The organism is Actinoallomurus iriomotensis (genome assembly GCF_030269445.1).
In the GTDB taxonomy this organism is placed as follows: domain Bacteria; phylum Actinomycetota; class Actinomycetes; order Streptosporangiales; family Streptosporangiaceae; genus Actinoallomurus; species Actinoallomurus iriomotensis.
The window spans coordinates 57,730-73,206 of sequence record NZ_BSTJ01000007.1; the positions used below are offsets into that span (position 1 = coordinate 57,730).

15 protein-coding genes are annotated in these 15,477 nt (G+C 71.4%); 2 read left to right on the forward strand and 13 right to left on the reverse strand.

What is annotated here, in order from left to right; genetic code table 11:
* Window positions 1-10 precede the first annotated feature (10 nt).
* From QSK37_RS26905 to QSK37_RS26955, 11 genes are all read right to left on the reverse strand, one after another.
* Window positions 11-490 (reverse strand): MerR family transcriptional regulator, encoded by a 480-nt coding sequence (locus QSK37_RS26905; protein WP_285626319.1) that lies wholly within the window; start codon window positions 488-490, stop codon window positions 11-13.
* A gap of 113 nt (window positions 491-603) precedes the next feature.
* On the reverse strand, window positions 604-831 hold the full coding sequence (locus QSK37_RS26910; RefSeq protein WP_285579552.1) for a hypothetical protein: 228 nt from the start codon (window positions 829-831) through the stop codon (window positions 604-606).
* A 20-nt stretch (window positions 832-851) separates the two neighbouring features.
* Window positions 852-2,285, reverse strand: a complete 1,434-nt coding sequence (locus tag QSK37_RS26915) for an amidase (RefSeq protein WP_285579555.1) — start codon at window positions 2,283-2,285, stop codon at window positions 852-854.
* Between the two features lie 221 nt (window positions 2,286-2,506).
* Window positions 2,507-3,262, reverse strand: a complete 756-nt coding sequence (locus tag QSK37_RS26920; RefSeq protein WP_285626322.1) for a GntR family transcriptional regulator — start codon at window positions 3,260-3,262, stop codon at window positions 2,507-2,509.
* Window positions 3,263-3,355: 93 nt separating this feature from the next.
* The gene (locus QSK37_RS26925) at window positions 3,356-5,017 is read right to left on the reverse strand and encodes a purine-cytosine permease family protein (protein WP_285626325.1); all 1,662 of its coding nucleotides are present in this window, start codon (window positions 5,015-5,017) and stop codon (window positions 3,356-3,358) included.
* A 184-nt stretch (window positions 5,018-5,201) separates the two neighbouring features.
* Entirely contained in the window at window positions 5,202-5,492 is a 291-nt protein-coding gene (locus tag QSK37_RS26930) for an ArsR/SmtB family transcription factor (protein ID WP_285626328.1), read from the reverse strand.
* Window positions 5,493-5,715: 223 nt separating this feature from the next.
* Complete coding sequence (dacB, locus tag QSK37_RS26935; protein ID WP_285626331.1) at window positions 5,716-7,242, reverse strand: D-alanyl-D-alanine carboxypeptidase/D-alanyl-D-alanine endopeptidase; 1,527 nt, start codon at window positions 7,240-7,242, stop codon at window positions 5,716-5,718.
* A gap of 167 nt (window positions 7,243-7,409) precedes the next feature.
* On the reverse strand, window positions 7,410-8,129 hold the full coding sequence (locus QSK37_RS26940; RefSeq protein WP_285626333.1) for an SDR family oxidoreductase: 720 nt from the start codon (window positions 8,127-8,129) through the stop codon (window positions 7,410-7,412).
* Between the two features lie 11 nt (window positions 8,130-8,140).
* Window positions 8,141-8,938 carry a helix-turn-helix domain-containing protein gene (locus QSK37_RS26945; protein ID WP_285626336.1) on the reverse strand — a complete coding sequence of 266 codons (798 nt, stop codon included), beginning with the start codon at window positions 8,936-8,938 and terminating at the stop codon, window positions 8,141-8,143.
* 252 nt (window positions 8,939-9,190) lie between these two features.
* The gene (locus tag QSK37_RS26950; protein WP_285626339.1) at window positions 9,191-10,681 is read right to left on the reverse strand and encodes an apolipoprotein N-acyltransferase; all 1,491 of its coding nucleotides are present in this window, start codon (window positions 10,679-10,681) and stop codon (window positions 9,191-9,193) included.
* Window positions 10,682-10,801: 120 nt separating this feature from the next.
* Entirely contained in the window at window positions 10,802-11,182 is a 381-nt protein-coding gene (locus QSK37_RS26955) for an NIPSNAP family protein (RefSeq protein ID WP_285626342.1), read from the reverse strand.
* A 61-nt stretch (window positions 11,183-11,243) separates the two neighbouring features.
* Between QSK37_RS26955 and QSK37_RS26960 the strand changes: the two genes are divergently transcribed.
* Window positions 11,244-12,074, forward strand: a complete 831-nt coding sequence (locus tag QSK37_RS26960) for an NAD(P)H-binding protein (protein ID WP_285626345.1) — start codon at window positions 11,244-11,246, stop codon at window positions 12,072-12,074.
* A gap of 48 nt (window positions 12,075-12,122) precedes the next feature.
* Here the strand turns inward: QSK37_RS26960 and QSK37_RS26965 are convergent, their stop codons facing one another.
* Window positions 12,123-12,986 carry a TlpA family protein disulfide reductase gene (locus QSK37_RS26965; RefSeq protein ID WP_285626348.1) on the reverse strand — a complete coding sequence of 288 codons (864 nt, stop codon included), beginning with the start codon at window positions 12,984-12,986 and terminating at the stop codon, window positions 12,123-12,125.
* A gap of 108 nt (window positions 12,987-13,094) precedes the next feature.
* Window positions 13,095-14,993 (reverse strand): ABC transporter ATP-binding protein, encoded by a 1,899-nt coding sequence (locus tag QSK37_RS26970; protein WP_285626351.1) that lies wholly within the window; start codon window positions 14,991-14,993, stop codon window positions 13,095-13,097.
* Between the two features lie 300 nt (window positions 14,994-15,293).
* On the opposite strand from QSK37_RS26970, the gene QSK37_RS26975 reads away from it, so the two are divergent.
* The gene (locus QSK37_RS26975) at window positions 15,294-15,464 is read left to right on the forward strand and encodes a hypothetical protein (protein WP_285579580.1); all 171 of its coding nucleotides are present in this window, start codon (window positions 15,294-15,296) and stop codon (window positions 15,462-15,464) included.
* Window positions 15,465-15,477: the final 13 nt, after the last annotated feature.

A 15,477-nucleotide genomic window follows, 5' to 3' on the forward strand; every position in this document is an offset into this window, starting at 1 on the left:
TCGAGCCGGTTCAGGAACCGGCCTGGTCGTCGGGTGGGGGAGGCGTCACTCCGCCCGCGAGACGACCGGTGGCGGCCTGCCGCCGTGGCGTACCCGCCGGGCGAGGACCGTCGTTTCCCTCCGCCGGGAACAGGTCGCAGCCGGGACAGGTGTACGTCAGCTGAGCGGTCACCTCGGCGCGGTGCCGGATCAGCGCGCGGATCTCCGCGTCGATCTCGGCGAGCTTCCGCAGTGAGACGGCGACCGACTCCGGGCACGAGGCCCCCGCCTCGTGACCCGCCCGCAGGCAGTCCACGAACGGCCGGGCGTCCTCCAGCGTGAAGCCCACCGCCAGCAGCGATCGGATCTCGGCGACCAGCCGGACGTCGGACTCGTCGTACTCCCGGTAGCCGTTGGCCGCACGCCGCGCCGAGATCAGCCCCTGCTGCTCGTAGTAGCGCAGCGCGCGTGCGCTCACACCGGCCCGTTCGGCCAGCTCACCGATCCGCATCGGCTCCTCCCGCCCTCTGGCGTCAGCGACGCTACCCCCTGACACCGGCGTCAAGGTCAAGCCGGGAGGCGCCGTGGGCCGGACGGTCGCGCCCGTCCGGCCCACGGCGGAACTCAGTCCGACCAGTCGATGATCCGGGCGCCGGCCTGGAAACGGAGACCCGGATCGGCGTAGCGGGCCTCGGGGACGGCGTAGAGCATCGCCACGCCGAGGTTCTGCGCGTGGTAGCCGGCCACGAGCTTGGCGATCTCCGGACCCGTGGCGGGCAGGCCGCCTCGTGTCAGCGCCATGCCGATCTCGGTGACGAGCCGGGGGTCGGCCGTCGAGTCGTTCACTGTCATGTCGTGTCTCCTCCTCGGAACTAGACCGCGGCGGGCGTCGCGGCGGCGGAGTCGTCGGCCATGGCGGGTACGCGGCGATGCCAGTCGGTGGCCTGCTGGAACGCGTCGCCGGCGGTCAGGATCGTCGCCTCCGCGAACGCCGGCCCGGCGAGCTGCATCGACAGCGGCAGCCCCGCCGCGGTGAATCCCATCGGCACGGCGAGGACCGGGTTGCCGACGCAGTCCCAGTACTGGGTGAAGATGAACTCGAACATCGCCTCGACGTCGATGGTGCCCTCGGCGTCGGTGATGTCGTCGTAACGGGGCGCGGGCAGGGCCGTGGTGGGGCAGACGATGACGTCCACCTCCTCGAACAGCCGTGCCACGGCGTCCTGCGCCACCCTCCGTACGCGCTGGGCCTGGACGTAGTCCGCGCCGGACACGAGCGCGCCACGGGCGAGCAGGAGACGGGTGGAGGCGAAGTAGTCGGCCCACCGTTCGACCAGGTCGTTGCGGTGGTACGCGAGCGCCTCGGCGCACATGGTGACGAGGTTGGCGGTCAGCATCTCGGGCCAGTACGGCAGCGCGACGTCGGTCAGGGTGGCGCCGAGCGAGGTGAGGGTGGCGAGCGCCTCGTCGAACACGGGGCCGAGCGCGGGATCGGACCGTTCGGGGAAGTGGTGGTCGCGGACGACCCCGATCCGCAGGCCGTTCAGGGAGCCGCCGAACTCCGGCGGGGCGAGCGGGAGGTCGACGCAGTCCGGGTCGCTGGGATGGTGCCCGGCGATGACCTCCAGGACGCTCGCGCAGTCACGGGCGCTGCGCGCGAGCGGGCCCACGTGGTCGAGGCTGTACCCGAGCGGCGCGCAGCCGGACTTGGGCACCCGGCCGAACGTCGGCATCAGGCCGGTGACCCCGCAGAACGCCGCCGGAATGCGGATGCTGCCCGCCGTGTCGGTGCCGAGCCCGGCGAAGAACATCCCCGCCGCGACGCCGTTGCCGGTGCCCGAACTGGAGCCGCCGGGCCAGGTCCGCGGATCCCAGGGGTTGCGCGGGACCGGGAAGGGCTTCGTGGGGTCGACCATGCCGCAGGCGAACTCCATGGTGGTGACCTTCCCGGTGATGACCGCACCGGCCGCCCGCAGCCGGGCCACGACCGGCGCGTCCCGGCCCGCGCCCCACGCCGGATCGAGGATGAGGCTCTGCGCCGTCGTCGGTCCCTCCGCGGCGGCGAGGATGTCCTTGACGCCGAACGGGATGCCGTGCAGCGGGCCGCGGTCGAGACCCTCGGCGAGTTCGGCGTCGGCGCGTTCGGCGGCGGCGAGCGCGGTGTCGTCGAAACGGGCGAGGTACGTGCCGAGCTCTCCGTCGAGCCGGTCGGCCCGTGCGATCGCCGCCTCGGTCAGTTCGGTGCTCGTGACGGTGCCGGCGCGCAGTGCGGCGGCGGCGTCGGTCAGTGTGACGGGTGTGGGCATGGGGGAACTCCTCCAAGGGCCTCGGGAACTGGGGAGATGCCGGTTATCCACAGGGAAGGCGCAGGTCTTTTCGCGCTGGGGGACCGGGCTGGACAATGGAAGTGGGGTCGCCCCCCTGGGCGGGCGGGGGCTGTCTGGGCGGGCGGGGGCTGTCTGGGCGGGCGGGGGCTGTCTGGGCGGGCGGGGGCTGTCTGGGTGGGTGGGGGTTCGTCTGGTGGGGGTCAGATGCCGGACGCGTGTTCGCGTACGGCTCGGGAGACGAAAAGGAAGCGGTCGCCGCGTGTGTGGATGTGGGCCAGGTCGAAGGCGCGGCCGGTCGCGTCGCGGATCACCTGTTCGATGGTGATCAGCGGGGGGCCCTCGGCGACGTCGAGCAGCGGGGCGTTGGTGGCGTCGGCGGGTGCGCAGCCGACGACGAACTCCGACTCGCCCAAGCCGATTCCGGCGTCCCGCAGCAGGGCGTACCAGTCGGTGTCGAACGGCAGGGCGAGCAGCCGCTCCGCCTCCGGGAACAGCACATAGTTGGTGGCCAGCGCGGTCGGTTCCTCGTCGAGGAGGGCGACGTACTCCAGGCGCAGGCACGGGACGCCGGGCGGCGCGCCGAGGCGTTCGGCGGCGATGGCGGGCAGCGGGATGGTCGAGCGGTCGAGCACCCGTGGTCGCAGGCGGCGGTTGAAGACGCTGTCCACCCGGGGGTCGGCCGCGCCGTGCGCCTCGGCCAGGCGGGCGAGGACGGCGTGTACGACGACGTGGGTGCCGACGCCCTGCCTGCGGTCGATGAGTCCCTCGCGGCGCAGCAGGGCCAGCGCCTCGCGCACGACCGCCCTGGTCACGCCGTACGAGGTCATCAGTTCCGGCTCGCCGGGCAGCTGTCCGGCGGGAAAACCGTCGCGCAGGATCGCGGAGCGCAGCAGGTCGCGGAGACGGCGGACGTGAGCGTCCTGGCTTCCTCCCGGCCCGTACGACGCCGTCACCATGGCCGTGGACATTACGGACATGTCGTTTCGCCGCGATTCCGGCTCGGTTACCCGGTCATTACGCGGCCAGGTCATCAGGGCGGTGCCCATGGGTCAGCCGACCTCCTCGGTGGCCGCGCCGACGGGGGCGGACACCGTACGGGCCGGAGCCGTGGGCATGCCGAGCGGCACGGGTCCGCCGCCGGGCCGCCAGGCGCTGGGTTTGCACCGGTCGCGGCACGAGCCCTCGGTGGAACAGCAGAGCGAGCAGATCGTCCCGCCGTGGTACGGGCAGGCGGCCATGTCGGCGGTGTCGTACGAGCCCGCGCAGACCGTGCACGGCAACTCGCCGTCCGGCAGGTCGCTGGTCCGCGCGATGTACCAGCGTCCCCGGGTCGCCGCCGCGATGACGGGCGGCAGCACGAGCGCCAGCACCAGGGCGATGAAGGGTGACAGCGCCGCCGCGGTCGCGCCGAAGGCCCCGTAGTAGGCCGTGATCGCGGCCGCCGCCGCGATCACCATGGAGCCGAATCCCACCGGGTTCACGTTGTAGAGGTGGGCGCGCCGGAACTCGATGTGCGCCGGGGAGAGCTTGAGCAGCCGCTTGTTGATGAGCAGGTCCGCGGCGAGCGCGGCGATCCAGGCGATGCCGACGTTCGCGTACCAGGCGAGGACCGTCACGATGTGGTGGTAGACGTCCAGCTCCATGAGCACCAGCGCCAGCCCCACCTGCAAGAACACCCACGCGGCGCGGCCCGGGTGACGGTGCAGCAGCCGGGAGAAGAAGTTCGACCACGACAGCGAGCCCGAGTACGTGTTCATGATGTTGATCTTGATTTGGGAGAGCAGGACCAGCAGGCCCGCGAGGACCAGCGCGGCGGTGTGGTTCCCGGTCAGCCGCTGGTAGACGACGGTGAACAGTTCGACCGGCTCGGCCGCCCGGTCCGGCGTGGTCTGCGTCTCCGCGTACCCGACCAGCAGCGTGGACGCGAAGAAGATGACGACGGCGAACAGTGTCAGGCCCGGCCCGCCGAGGATGACCGCGAGCCGCCACCGGCCCGCCCGGCCCGGCTTCGAGTCGGGCATGAGCCGCAGGTAGTCGCCCTGCTCGCCGACCTGCGCGGCGAGGGACAGCTGAGCGGCGGCGATGGTGAAGACCGCCAGTACGGTCACGCCGGTGGCCGCCGTCGCGGGGATGTGCGGGTGGACCATGGTGTGCGCGGCGTGCGGGGCGGTCGCCGCGGACCCCAGCGCGACGCCGATCAGCGCCACCCACAGCGGCCAGGTCCACGCCTGGAACTTCGCGGTGAAGCTCATGCCGTACACGGTGAGCGGGATCATCACGAGGGCGACGACGGCGTAGGAGATGTGCAGGTCGAGGTGGGTCAGAGCGGTCAGGGCCTGCGCCATGATGGCGCCCTCGTAGGCGAGGAAGATGAGCGTGTACGTGGCGTAGACCAGCGAGGTGAGCGTCGAGCCTAGGTACCCGAAGCCGGCGCCCCGGGTCAGCAGGTCGATGTCGATGTGCTTGCGGGCGATGGCGAAGGCGGCGGTGAGAGTCAGCGGAAACGTCACCGCGGTGGCGACCGCGAAGCCGAGCAGGGCGTTGCCGAACCCGAACGCGTTGACGAACGCGGCGTCGAGCGCGTAACCGGCCATGGCCGACAGCCCGGCCAGACAGCTCAAGAAGATCATCCAAGGTGACCAGGAACGGAAGGCGCTCGGCGCGTACCGGAGGGAGTAGTCCTCCAGCGCCGGATTGTCCGCGAGATCCATGTCGCTCCCTTGTGCGTGGAACCTGGGCGGGAACGCTAAGGACGCCCGGTTGCCACCTGATGACGGGGCGATTGCGCGCTGTTACGCCGGAACCGCACCGCTGTGACGTGGGAAGACGCACGGAGCGACGGGAGATGCGCCGTCGTCCGGAGGGTTCGGCCGCGGCTCGGCGCGGCCGGGATCGTCAGCCCTCGCGCTCGTGGAGCTCTCGGACGAGCAGCGGCAGCAGGCCGGGAAGGTGCCGCTCGATCGTGTCGCGGCGCAGGGACACCGCGCTGCCGTTGCCGTGGTGGCGCTGGTCGATGAGCCCGGCTTCACGCAGCACGCGGAAGTGATGGGTACGGGTGGCCTTGCCGACGGGGAGGTCGAAGGAGCCGCACGGGCGTTCGCCGTCCGTGGGCGCGTCCGCGAGCTCGGCCACCACACGACGCCGCGAGTCGTCGGAGAGCGCGGCGAACACCTTCCCCAGGTCCACGGTTCACCCCCGGCCTTCCGTCGCAAAGGTACGGCTTACATCGTACCAATGCCGGACGCTAGTTTCCGCAGGTATGGAAATCGTCATACCTGAGGTGTCCGGCCCCATCGGCCTCTACGGGTTCGCCCGCCCCGCCCCGAACGCGCGGCGGACCACTGGCTGCTGCCGCTCAGCTGAAGGGGCCGGCCGCCGAACCGGCGGCCGGCCCCTTCGTCTCAGGCGTTCAGCAGGACCTGGTCCAGGAGCACTCGAGGTTCTGGCCGGACGGCGCCCGGCGTACCGCGTTGACGGCGGCCGTGGGGCCACCGGCGAGCCGTACGGCGATCTTGTCCTCGATGTCCTTCGGCGCACCGCCCTGGTAGCCGTTGAACATGCTGGAGAAGACCAGCTTCTCGCCGTTCGGGTCGGTCACGTACCCGGACAGGGCGCTGACGCCGGTCAGCGTGCCGGTCTTGCCGTGCAGGTTCCCCGCGGCGGGCGTGCCGGTCATCCGGGAGGCCAGCGTGCCGCCCACGAGCGGATCGGGCTCACCGGCGATGGGCAGGGCGTTGTACCAGGTGTCGAACCAGCTCTGGGACCGGGCGCTCCTCAGCACGTTCGTGATCTGCTGCGGCGTGGTCTTGTTGGTGGCGGCCAGCCCGGACCCGTCGGTCAGCTTGATCTGCGAGGTGTCGACTCCGTGGTTCTTCAGGTACGCCGTGACCCCGGCCAGGCCGGCGTCCCAGGTGCCCTTGCCGCTGACCTTGCGGCCGATCGCCTTGACGACGGTCTCGGTGATCGGGTTGTTGCTCAGCTTCAGCCACGGCACGGCGATCTGCGACAGGGGGATCGACGCGCGGTCGGTGAGCACCTTCGCGGTGCTGGGAGTGGCGGCCTCGGTGATCGTCCCGTCGACCTCGACGCCGTGTGCCTCGAGCGCGTCGCGGAAGACGTCGGCGGCGTACATCGTCGGGTCCGGCGCCGTCGTCAGATGGTCGGACTCGGCACCGCCCGCCGGGTAGGACCCGGTCACCTTGACGACGTTCGTGCCGTTCACACGGTCGACCGAAAGCGTGGAGGCGGAGCCGGCCGCGCCGGTGACCGCCTCGTTGTCGATCTTGATCACGCTGGTCGGCGGTGAGACGGCGACCTTGACCGGCTCGCCCGCGGCGCCGGGAGTGATGTCGACGCCGATCGAGCCGATGTCGTACACGTCGTCGGGCGCCACGGTCAGCGCCGAGATCCCGGCCGCGTAGGAGTACGGCAGGTCGGACGGGTCCCAGTCCGGACGGGTGCGCTCGGCGTCGAACCAGGTGTCGTCCGCGACCAGGTTGCCGGAGACCTTGGTGACGCCCTTGGCGGCGACGGCCGCGGCGAGCGCGTCGTACTCCTGGGCGCGCATCGTCGGGTCTCCGGTGCCCTTGAGATAGAGGTTGCCGTTGCCGACGGCGACCTTGGTGTGGAAGCGGTAGTCCGAGCCCAGCAGGCCGAAGGCGGCCGTCGAGGTCTGCAGCTTGTTGTTCGACCCGGGGGTCTCCTGGGTCGACGAGTCATGGTCGTACAGGACCGCGCCGCTCTGGGCGTCCCGGACGATCAATCCGACGCTCGCGCCGTTGAGCCGGCTGTCGGAGAGGATCTGGTCGAGGTCGGTCTTCAGGTCGTCTGACGAGGGCCGGGCCGTGCCGGTGGCCGCGCCCGCGGCGGCCGGTGAGGCCGAGACGAGCACCCCTGCCAGAGTCAGTGTGAGACCGCGCTTTACCAGCTTGCGCATGTCACCCCTTCGTCGGGAAGCATTCTTCGTTGACGCGGTGAAACACCGTTGTTTCTTCGTACGCGCCGGACATCTGATCGGCATGCGGAAAACGCGTCGACCTTATAGACGGATATGGGCCCCGGAGTGTGACATGCCGCAGGTCGTGCGTTCTTCACATATCGCCTTCACAGCAGGAAGCCGCCGCCGGCGCGCAGGTTCTGGCCGGTGATCCAGTGGGAGTCGGGTCCGGCGAGGAAGGAGACGACGTCGGCGATGTCCTCGGGACGGCCGAGCCGCCGCAGGGCGGTGAGCGCGGCGGTCTGTTCCAGGGCCTCGGGCGGGTTCGACGCGCGGAGCAGGTCGGTGTCGGTCGCGCCGGGGGAGACGGTGTTGACGGTGATCCCGCGCTCGCCGAACTCCCGTGCGGCCACGGCGGTGAACTGCTCCAGCGCCGCCTTGCTCGCGCAGTACAGGGCGTGGCCGGGCGCCGGCAGGACGGTGTTGAGCGTCGAGATGTTGACGACCCGGCCGCCGTCACGCAGCGCGGACGCGGCCCGCCGCATCGCGAGCAGCGGAAACAGCGCGTTGACGGTCATCACCCGGTCGAACTCCTCGGCGGTGAGGTCCACGATCGGCGCACGCGGGTTGACGGCCGCGTTGTTGACCAGGATGTCCAGGCCGTCGCTCACCGGCGCGAACAGTGCGTCGAGGGCGGCGGGGTCCTCCTGGTCGGCGCGTACGGCGATGGCGCCGTCGAGCCGGGCGGCGAGCTCGTCGGCCTGGGCCTTGTTCTCTTTGTAGCTGAACACGACGGTGGCGCCGTCGCGCGCCAGGCGGCGCACGATGGCCCGGCCGATTCCCCGCGAGCCGCCCGTCACGATCGCTGTCTTCCCGGTGAGCGTCATGGCCCGGGACGCTAGGGCGCGCGCTGCTCGACGTCTTGAAGGAACGCGCACAGCTCGGTGGGGGTGACGCCGCTCATCGCCCGCACCTCGCGGGTGAAGTGCGGCTGGTCGGCGAACCCGCCGGAGGCGGCCGCCGTGGCGAAGCTCGCAGACGACCTGCTCAGCGCGTACGCGGCGTGCTGGAACCGCGTGATCCGGGCGACGGTCTTGGGCGGGAGGCCGATGTGGCGCCGGAACCCGAGCTCCAGGTACCGGCGGCTGGCGCCGAGCTCAGCGGCGAGCGCCTCGATCGTGCGGCGGCCCGCCGGTTCCTGCAGCCGCCACCACGCGCGCGTCACCAGCGCGTCCGGCGTCCGGTCCGGAGCCAGCCAGGCGCTCAGCCGGTCGTCGAGGACGGCGAACCGCGCCGCCCAGTCCGGCGCCTCGCCCAGCTCGTCCACCAGCGGACCGGCGCGGCGGCCGAGCAGGTACTCCAGCGGGACGGTGACCCCGGTCAGCTCGCTCATCGGCATCCCGGCCAGCGCGGACACGCCCGCGGGCGTCAGCCCGAACGCGACGCCGCGGCGCCAGCCGTCCTCGTACACGGCGGGAGTGGCGCGCGGACCGGTGACCAGCCGTACCGGGCCCGCGAAGTCGATGACCACAGTCGTCTGGGCCAGCGGGAAGAACCGCCGCCGCGACGGCCCCGGCCTCGTACGGAAGCCGGAGTATCCCGAGACGAAGGGGCGCAGCCGCGGCTCCGGCAGGCGGGAGACCGCCCGGCACGGCCCCGCGCCCACGTCCGCCATCGCCGAATGGATCTGGATCACGAGCCCATCCTGGCCGGTCGGCCACTTGGACAGAAGCTCTCGACGGGTGCACGAAATGGTGCATTCCTGTGCGCGCGATGGCCCTGCCCGGAATCGGGGGCCTGCCACCATTCGCGACATATCCGGCAAATCGCACGAAGGAGGTGACCGCGATGCAGCCGACCGACGTCATTTGGCAAGGCATCAGCCTCATCGACTGGGGCTGATCCCGACCGGAGGGCGCCGCGTCCGGGCGGCGCCCTCCGCGGGAACTCACCGGTTACCTGCCCGCGCCACGCTCATGCGTCGAGCGGTCCGCGGCGCCGACCGTGTCGCGCGGGGGCGGGTGAGGTACCACGTGGCCGCTCCGGCGAGGAGCATGAGGACACAGGCCCACGCGAACCAGTCGCCGAACCGCGTGTACGGCGTGGTGGTCGCGCGGGACGGCAGGTCGGCGCTGACCGAGACCATCGGGTTCCCGGCGGTTCGCACCTCGGCCCGTACGCGGCCGTGCGGGTCGCTCACGGTCAGCGCGCCCTGCCGCGCGGCCCGTACGACCGTCATGCCGTTCTCCACTCCGCGGGTGACCGCCATCCTGCTGTGCAGCCACGCGTCGTTGGAGAAGTCCCAGGCGGGGACGAACAGCGCGGTCGCGCCACGCTGCCGGTAGTCCCGTACGAGGCCGGGGAAGTCCAGGTCGAAGCAGATGGCGATGGCCCAGCCGGTTCCGGTGCCGGGGACGAAGGCGGTGCCCTCGCCGGTCGTGAAGTCGCTCTCGGCCCCCGGTACGAGGTGCCGTTTGAAGTAGGTGACCGGGCGGCCGCCGTCGGCGGGAAGGTCGATCGCCGCGTTGTAGAGGGCGTTCCCCCGCCTGAGCGCCAGCCCGGCGACGATGTCGGTGCGCTGTTCGACGGCGAGGCGGGCCAGGGGGCGTTCGAGCGCGGCCAGGTGCGCGTCATCGGTGAGGAAGACCTTCTCCGGGAGCACGATGACACGGACGTGCTGCCCGGCCAGCGAACGGATCCGGGTCACGTACGCGTCGAGCATGTCCCGGCCGGCGGGCGTGCCCACGGTCACCGGGTCGATCGCCCGGTCGGTGGCCAGCAGCGCCGTGCGCTGGGTCTGCCGACCGTCGGAGGAGTGCAGCCGCAAGCCGCCGTATCCCAGGGTCAGGGCCAGGATGGTCGTGGCGGCGACGGCCACCGGGAGGCGTCCCCTGGCGCCGGGAGCGGTCAGCGCCGCCACCGCGGCCGGTGCCCCCATGAGGAGGAAGGTCACCCCCCACACGCCGGTGACCGAGGTGAGCTGCAGCACCGGCAGGACGCTCGCCTGGGTGTAGGCCAGGCTCCACCAGGCGCCGTTCGGCGCCGCCAGCGACATCACGTACTCCACGGTGACCCAGGTCGCCGGGAAGACGATGATCGCGGTGACGGAGCGCCTTCGCAGCATCAGGGCCCGCGTCGCGAGGACCGCCAGCCCGAACAGCACCGCCGAACCGACGATGACGGACACGGCCAGCGGCGGCGGTATCTGCACGGTGTCGAGGAAGTAACCCCACATCCTCGTCTCGCCGCCCAGCCACGCGGCCGCCCCGACGGCGAACGCGATGACGCCGCGCACGCGCGGCGCCACCGCCAGCACGGCAAGCGGAGCGAGCCAGGTCAGCCAGGGCACCGGCCGCAGACCGGTGCCGAAATAGAACAGCACGGCCGACGCCACCGCGATCCCGATCAGGGCGGCGGCGGACCGGGTCTTCGAATTCATCGAACACGTCTCCCTCTGGTTGGGAATCGCGTCGATGATCCGTACGCCGCCCCTGACCGCACATCGCCGGGAAGCATGAACGCGGCATCACCCGTGCGAGTGAGAGATCCCCGCGGCCGGTCAGCCCGAGGCGTCCTCGGTGAGGAGGGGGCGCATGAAGGTCCGCTCGTAGCGGAGGACGCAACCGCTCTCGTCGCGGATGCGGTCGGCGGCGACGAAGTCCGGATCGTTGCCGAACAGGCCCCGGTAGCTCTCGTACGCGGCCAGACTCGGGAAGCTGAACAGCGCGAGCGCCTTGTCACTGGCCCCTTCGGCGGGCAGGTAGTAGCCGTGGTGCGTCCCGCCGTGGCGGTTCACCAACTCCACCCAGCGACGCGCGAACCGCTCGAACTCTTCGATCTTCGCCGCGTCGATCGTGTAGTCCACCACGCAGGTGATCATCATTCCTCCGTCTCCCGGGTTGAGGGCGCTCGCCCCATGCCCGAAATGGCGGGTGATCACCCCCTGAATTGTGGTCTTATGCCGGTGACCTTGTTCCAGCGGACGGCGTAGCGGGGTTGGCATGATTCTGGTGACCGGCGCGACCGGCAATGTGGGCTCCGAACTGGTGAGCGCGCTGGCCGAAGAGGGACACCGGGTACGTGCCCTGGTGCGCGATCCGCGGAAGGCGACTCTGCCGGCGGGAGTCGAGCCGGTCACCGGAGACCTCAACGAGCCCGGCACCCTGACCGGCGCGCTGTCCGGCGTGCGCGCGGTATTCCTGTTGCCCGGCTACGCGGACATGCCGGGCCTGTTGACCCGGATCCGTGAAGCCGGGGCGGAACGCGTGGTGCTGCTGTCCGGTGGTTCGGCCGGAGGCGGGGACATGAGCAACGCGGTGTCCCGCTACATGATCGTCTCGGAGCGGGCCGTCCGCGACTCGGGCCTGCCGTGGACCTTCGTACGGCCCAAGGCGTTCATGTCCAACGCCCTCCGCTGGCTGCCTCAACTCGCGGCCGGTGACGTGGTGCGGGTTCCCTTCCCCACCGTACGGGCCGCCGCCGTCGACCCGTACGACATCGCGGCGGTCGCGGCACGATCACTGGTGACCGGCGAGCACGAGGGCCGGATCCATCTGGTGTCGGGCCCGGAGTCGCTGCTCCCGGCGGACCAGGTCGCCGTGCTGGCCAAGGTCCTCGACCGGGATCTGCGCTGCGAGGGCATGACCGACGAGGAGGCGCGAACCGAGATGGAGGCGACCATGCCGGTCGAGTACGTCGACGCCTTCTTCAGCTTCTACGTCGACGGCACGCTGGACGAGTCACAGGTCGAGCCGACCGTCCAGGAGGTCACCGGGCGCCCGCCCCGTACCTTCGAGCAGTGGGCCCGAGCCCACGCCGAGACGTTCCGCTGAGCGCACCGCCGTCGACCAGTGTCACATCCTCTTCTGCGTCTGAGCGCGCTATGAGGAGTGGCCGGAGAGGAGGGCGCCGAGCCGGTCGGGTGAGTCCGCGCCGTCCGCCGCGAGGACGGCGCCGGTCCCGTCGGTGACGACGGCGTACGGCGGCCAGGGGATGCCGTTGTTGTCATAGACGTCCGGGTCGATCAGCACCGGAAGGTCGACGCCGTGGTCTTCCAGGTACCCGCGCACCGTCCGCTCCTCGTCCGCGCTCACGAGGACGACCCGCATCCTCGCGCGCGCCGCGAGGAACGCCGGGAGCATCGCCGTGCACAATCCGCACGCCGGTGACACCAGCGCGAACAGGGTGGGGGCGCCGGCGGTCGCCGTCTCCACCGGTACTCCGAGGGTGAAGCGTGTGCCCGCCCGTGGCCCGCCGGCGTCCGGCGCCCGCGGGCCGAGCAGGGTCACCGCGCCGACGAGGCCCAGGAAGACCACCGCCGGCACGATCTGGGCGGCGCGGAACGGCTCCGCTCCCGCGACGGCGGTCATGACCGCCAGGACGAGCAGCAGTCCCGTACGGGCCACGGTGAACGGGCCGACCCGGGAGCCGCGGGACGAACCGAAGCAGCCGCAGTCGACGTCCAGGCCCCGTCGGAGCACCGAGACCATCGCGGCCACGAACACCGCGAAGAGCGCCGCCGACAGCAGCCCGCCCCACCGGCGGGTGGCGGGAACCACGAGAAGCACGGCGGCCACCGCCTCCACCGCCGGCACCGTCACGGCGGCGGGCAGGGTGAGGCGCCGCGGCAGCAGACGGTAGCCGTCGATGACGGCGGCGAACCCGCGCACGTCGCGTACCTTGCCCACCGCGGCGGTCACCAGGACGACCACCAGCGTCGGCCACGCCGCCCCCAGAACGGTCATGGGACCTCCTTCGTCGGACGGTGTGACCGCGGGCGTTCGGTCACGGGACCTCTTTCGTCGGAGGGTGTGACCACCGGGTCGTGTCCTCGATTCTCTTGCTGCGCTTGGTCATGGGACCTCCTGGTAGGCCGAGGCCTGCAGCCGGTACAGCTCCGCGTACAGCCCGCCGTGGTCCAGCAGTTCTCCGTGGTCGCCCTGCTCGGCGATCCGGCCGTGGTCGAGCACGTAGATCCGGTCGGCGAAGCGGACGCTGGCGAGGCGATGGGTGATGAGGATGACGGTACGGCCGTCGGCGTGTCGCCGGATCCGTTCGAACAGCGCGTGTTCGGCGCGGGCGTCCAGCGCCGAGGTCGGCTCATCGAAGATCACCAGCGCCGCGTCGCGGTAGAAGCCGCGGGCCGCCGCGATGCGTTGCCACTGACCGCCGGACAGGTCGTGCCCGCCGCGGAAGCGGCGGTCGAGCAGGGCGTCGTAGCCGTGCGGCAGGTCGGCGATCACCTGGTCGGCCCCGGCCGCCGCCGCGGCGCCCACGAGACGGTCCTCGTCCACGGGGCGGCCCATGACGATGTTCTCCCGTACGGTGAGGGGCCATCGCGTGTGGTCCTGGGCGATCACGGAGATCCGCTGCCGGAGGGTGTCGCCGTCCAGTTCGGCGAGGTCGGTGTCGTCCCAGCGGATCGTCCCGGCGTCGGGCCGGTAGAGCCCGGCGAGCAGTTTGGCGAACGTGGTCTTGCCCGATCCGTTCTCGCCGACGAGCGCGATCACCTCGCCCCGCGCGACCGTGACGCTCACGTCCGACAGCGCCGGCTCGCTCGCGCCCGGATAGGTGAAGGACACCTTCTCGGCGGTCAGCCGCTGGAACGGCGCCGGCGGCGCCGTCCCCCGTGGCGCGCGGATCCGGGTGGCGGCGAGTTCGCGGAAGCTCAGGTAGTCGCCGAAGTACAGGCCCGCCTCGTACAGGCGGTTCACGGTCTGCATCAGCGCGGCGAGTGACGCCTGACCGGCCCTGATCGCGAGCACCGCCGCCGCGGCCATGGCGAGCGGGATCATCCCGCCGGCGAGCAGCCCACCGAGCGCGCAGTACACCGCGACGGTGGCCGTGCCGGTCAGCAGGTCGCCGGAGGCCTTGGCCGCGGTCTGGCGGCGGGCCGTCCCGAGCTGGACCTGTTGCTCCTGCTCGGCGACGCGGTCGTACTCCTCCAGAAGGAACGTGCGGAGCGTGAACGCCCGGACCTCGGCGGCAGGCTGCCGCTCGGCCATCAGGTCCGACAGCATGAACTTGCGCCGTCGCGCCGTCGACAGCCGGTAGAAGGCCTCATAGCGCAGGCGGGCGGTGCGCAGCGCGGTGTACCCGGCCGGTACGGCCGTGACGAGGAGCAACGGCATGAGGATCGGGTGCATCAGGCCGAGCGCCACCGCCGGGGCCACCACGCCGACCGCGCCGGTGACCGCGCTGACCGTCGTCTCCACCACGGTCGCCGTGTCGGGAACGCCGTTGTCGCGGGCGCGGCGCATGGCGTTGTGGAAGTCGTGGTCGTCGAACGCGGTCAGCTCGACCTCTGTCGTCAGCTCGAACAGGCGGGTCTCCGCGTGCCGCTCGACCTGCGGTTTCAGCCGTGCCTGCGCCCAGCCGGCGACGACCAGCAGGGTGCCGCGCAGGCCCGCGGCCAGGGCGACGACGAGCAGTGCGGGCAGCGCCGCCCGCACCCGGCCGGGTGTCGGCCCTGCGGCGAACAGGGGCGAGAGCACGTCGGAGGTCGCCAGCAGCCCGAACGCGGTGAAGAAACCGGCCAGGAGGTTGCCGCCGAGCGCGACGGCGGTGTCCCGGCGGCTCGCGCGCCAGGCGAGCCGGAAGGCCGCGGCGACGAGCGCGGGCAGCCGGCGGGCCATCGTGCCCAGCCCGGCCGACAGCAGTTCCTCGTCGTGGCTTTCCCAGTAGGCGACATCAAGGCCGGACCGGTCCGGCGAAACATCCTCGAGGCGGCGCTTTTTCGGTCGCAACCTCATCCGCGAAAGTCAACCGTCGGTGGGCAGGTAAGGGTATGACTACGCCATGACACGGGTGACACTGTAAGTGAAGATTTGCACCATGTAAACGCCTCCTCACCGTATTCATGCGCAGTCGGATGCTCACAGAACGCGGTCTGGACAGCCTCCCGGACGTCTGTTCATAATGCGTCGGTGTTCACGTCCGAATCACTATGTGGAACCCGGATGTGACGAACACGGGGAACGGCGCGTACCCGCATCGCCCCCAGCTCTTGCCCCGTACCGGCCGCTCAACAGGTGGCCAAGGAAGGAGCCCTCATGTCCGCACTTCTCCTCGAGCCCCGTGACGCGGGCGTCCTCGACCCCGAGGACCTGGACGTCGACTTCGAAATGGAGTTGACCGAGCTGCTGCACGGCCCCCAGGCCTGCGTCAACACCTGCAAGCGCACGGTCTGCAGCACGTACCCGTGCTGCCCGTCCATCGTGTAACAAGCCGAGAACA

What these genes read in the sequence shown, in the direction of transcription:
- dacB (WP_285626331.1), bottom strand. Translation starts at nt 7,242, where the DNA reads ATGCGCAAGCTGGTAAAGCGCGGTCTCACACTGACTCTGGCAGGGGTG.
- QSK37_RS26925 (WP_285626325.1), bottom strand. Translation starts at nt 5,017, where the DNA reads ATGGATCTCGCGGACAATCCGGCGCTGGAGGACTACTCCCTCCGGTAC.
- QSK37_RS26910 (WP_285579552.1), bottom strand. Translation starts at nt 831, where the DNA reads ATGACAGTGAACGACTCGACGGCCGACCCCCGGCTCGTCACCGAGATC.
- QSK37_RS26960 (WP_285626345.1), top strand. Translation starts at nt 11,244, where the DNA reads ATGATTCTGGTGACCGGCGCGACCGGCAATGTGGGCTCCGAACTGGTG.
- QSK37_RS26920 (WP_285626322.1), bottom strand. Translation starts at nt 3,262, where the DNA reads ATGGTGACGGCGTCGTACGGGCCGGGAGGAAGCCAGGACGCTCACGTC.
- QSK37_RS26965 (WP_285626348.1), bottom strand. Translation starts at nt 12,986, where the DNA reads ATGACCGTTCTGGGGGCGGCGTGGCCGACGCTGGTGGTCGTCCTGGTG.
- QSK37_RS26940 (WP_285626333.1), bottom strand. Translation starts at nt 8,129, where the DNA reads ATGACGCTCACCGGGAAGACAGCGATCGTGACGGGCGGCTCGCGGGGA.
- QSK37_RS26975 (WP_285579580.1), top strand. Translation starts at nt 15,294, where the DNA reads ATGTCCGCACTTCTCCTCGAGCCCCGTGACGCGGGCGTCCTCGACCCC.
- QSK37_RS26905 (WP_285626319.1), bottom strand. Translation starts at nt 490, where the DNA reads ATGCGGATCGGTGAGCTGGCCGAACGGGCCGGTGTGAGCGCACGCGCG.
- QSK37_RS26970 (WP_285626351.1), bottom strand. Translation starts at nt 14,993, where the DNA reads ATGAGGTTGCGACCGAAAAAGCGCCGCCTCGAGGATGTTTCGCCGGAC.
- QSK37_RS26915 (WP_285579555.1), bottom strand. Translation starts at nt 2,285, where the DNA reads ATGCCCACACCCGTCACACTGACCGACGCCGCCGCCGCACTGCGCGCC.
- QSK37_RS26950 (WP_285626339.1), bottom strand. Translation starts at nt 10,681, where the DNA reads ATGAATTCGAAGACCCGGTCCGCCGCCGCCCTGATCGGGATCGCGGTG.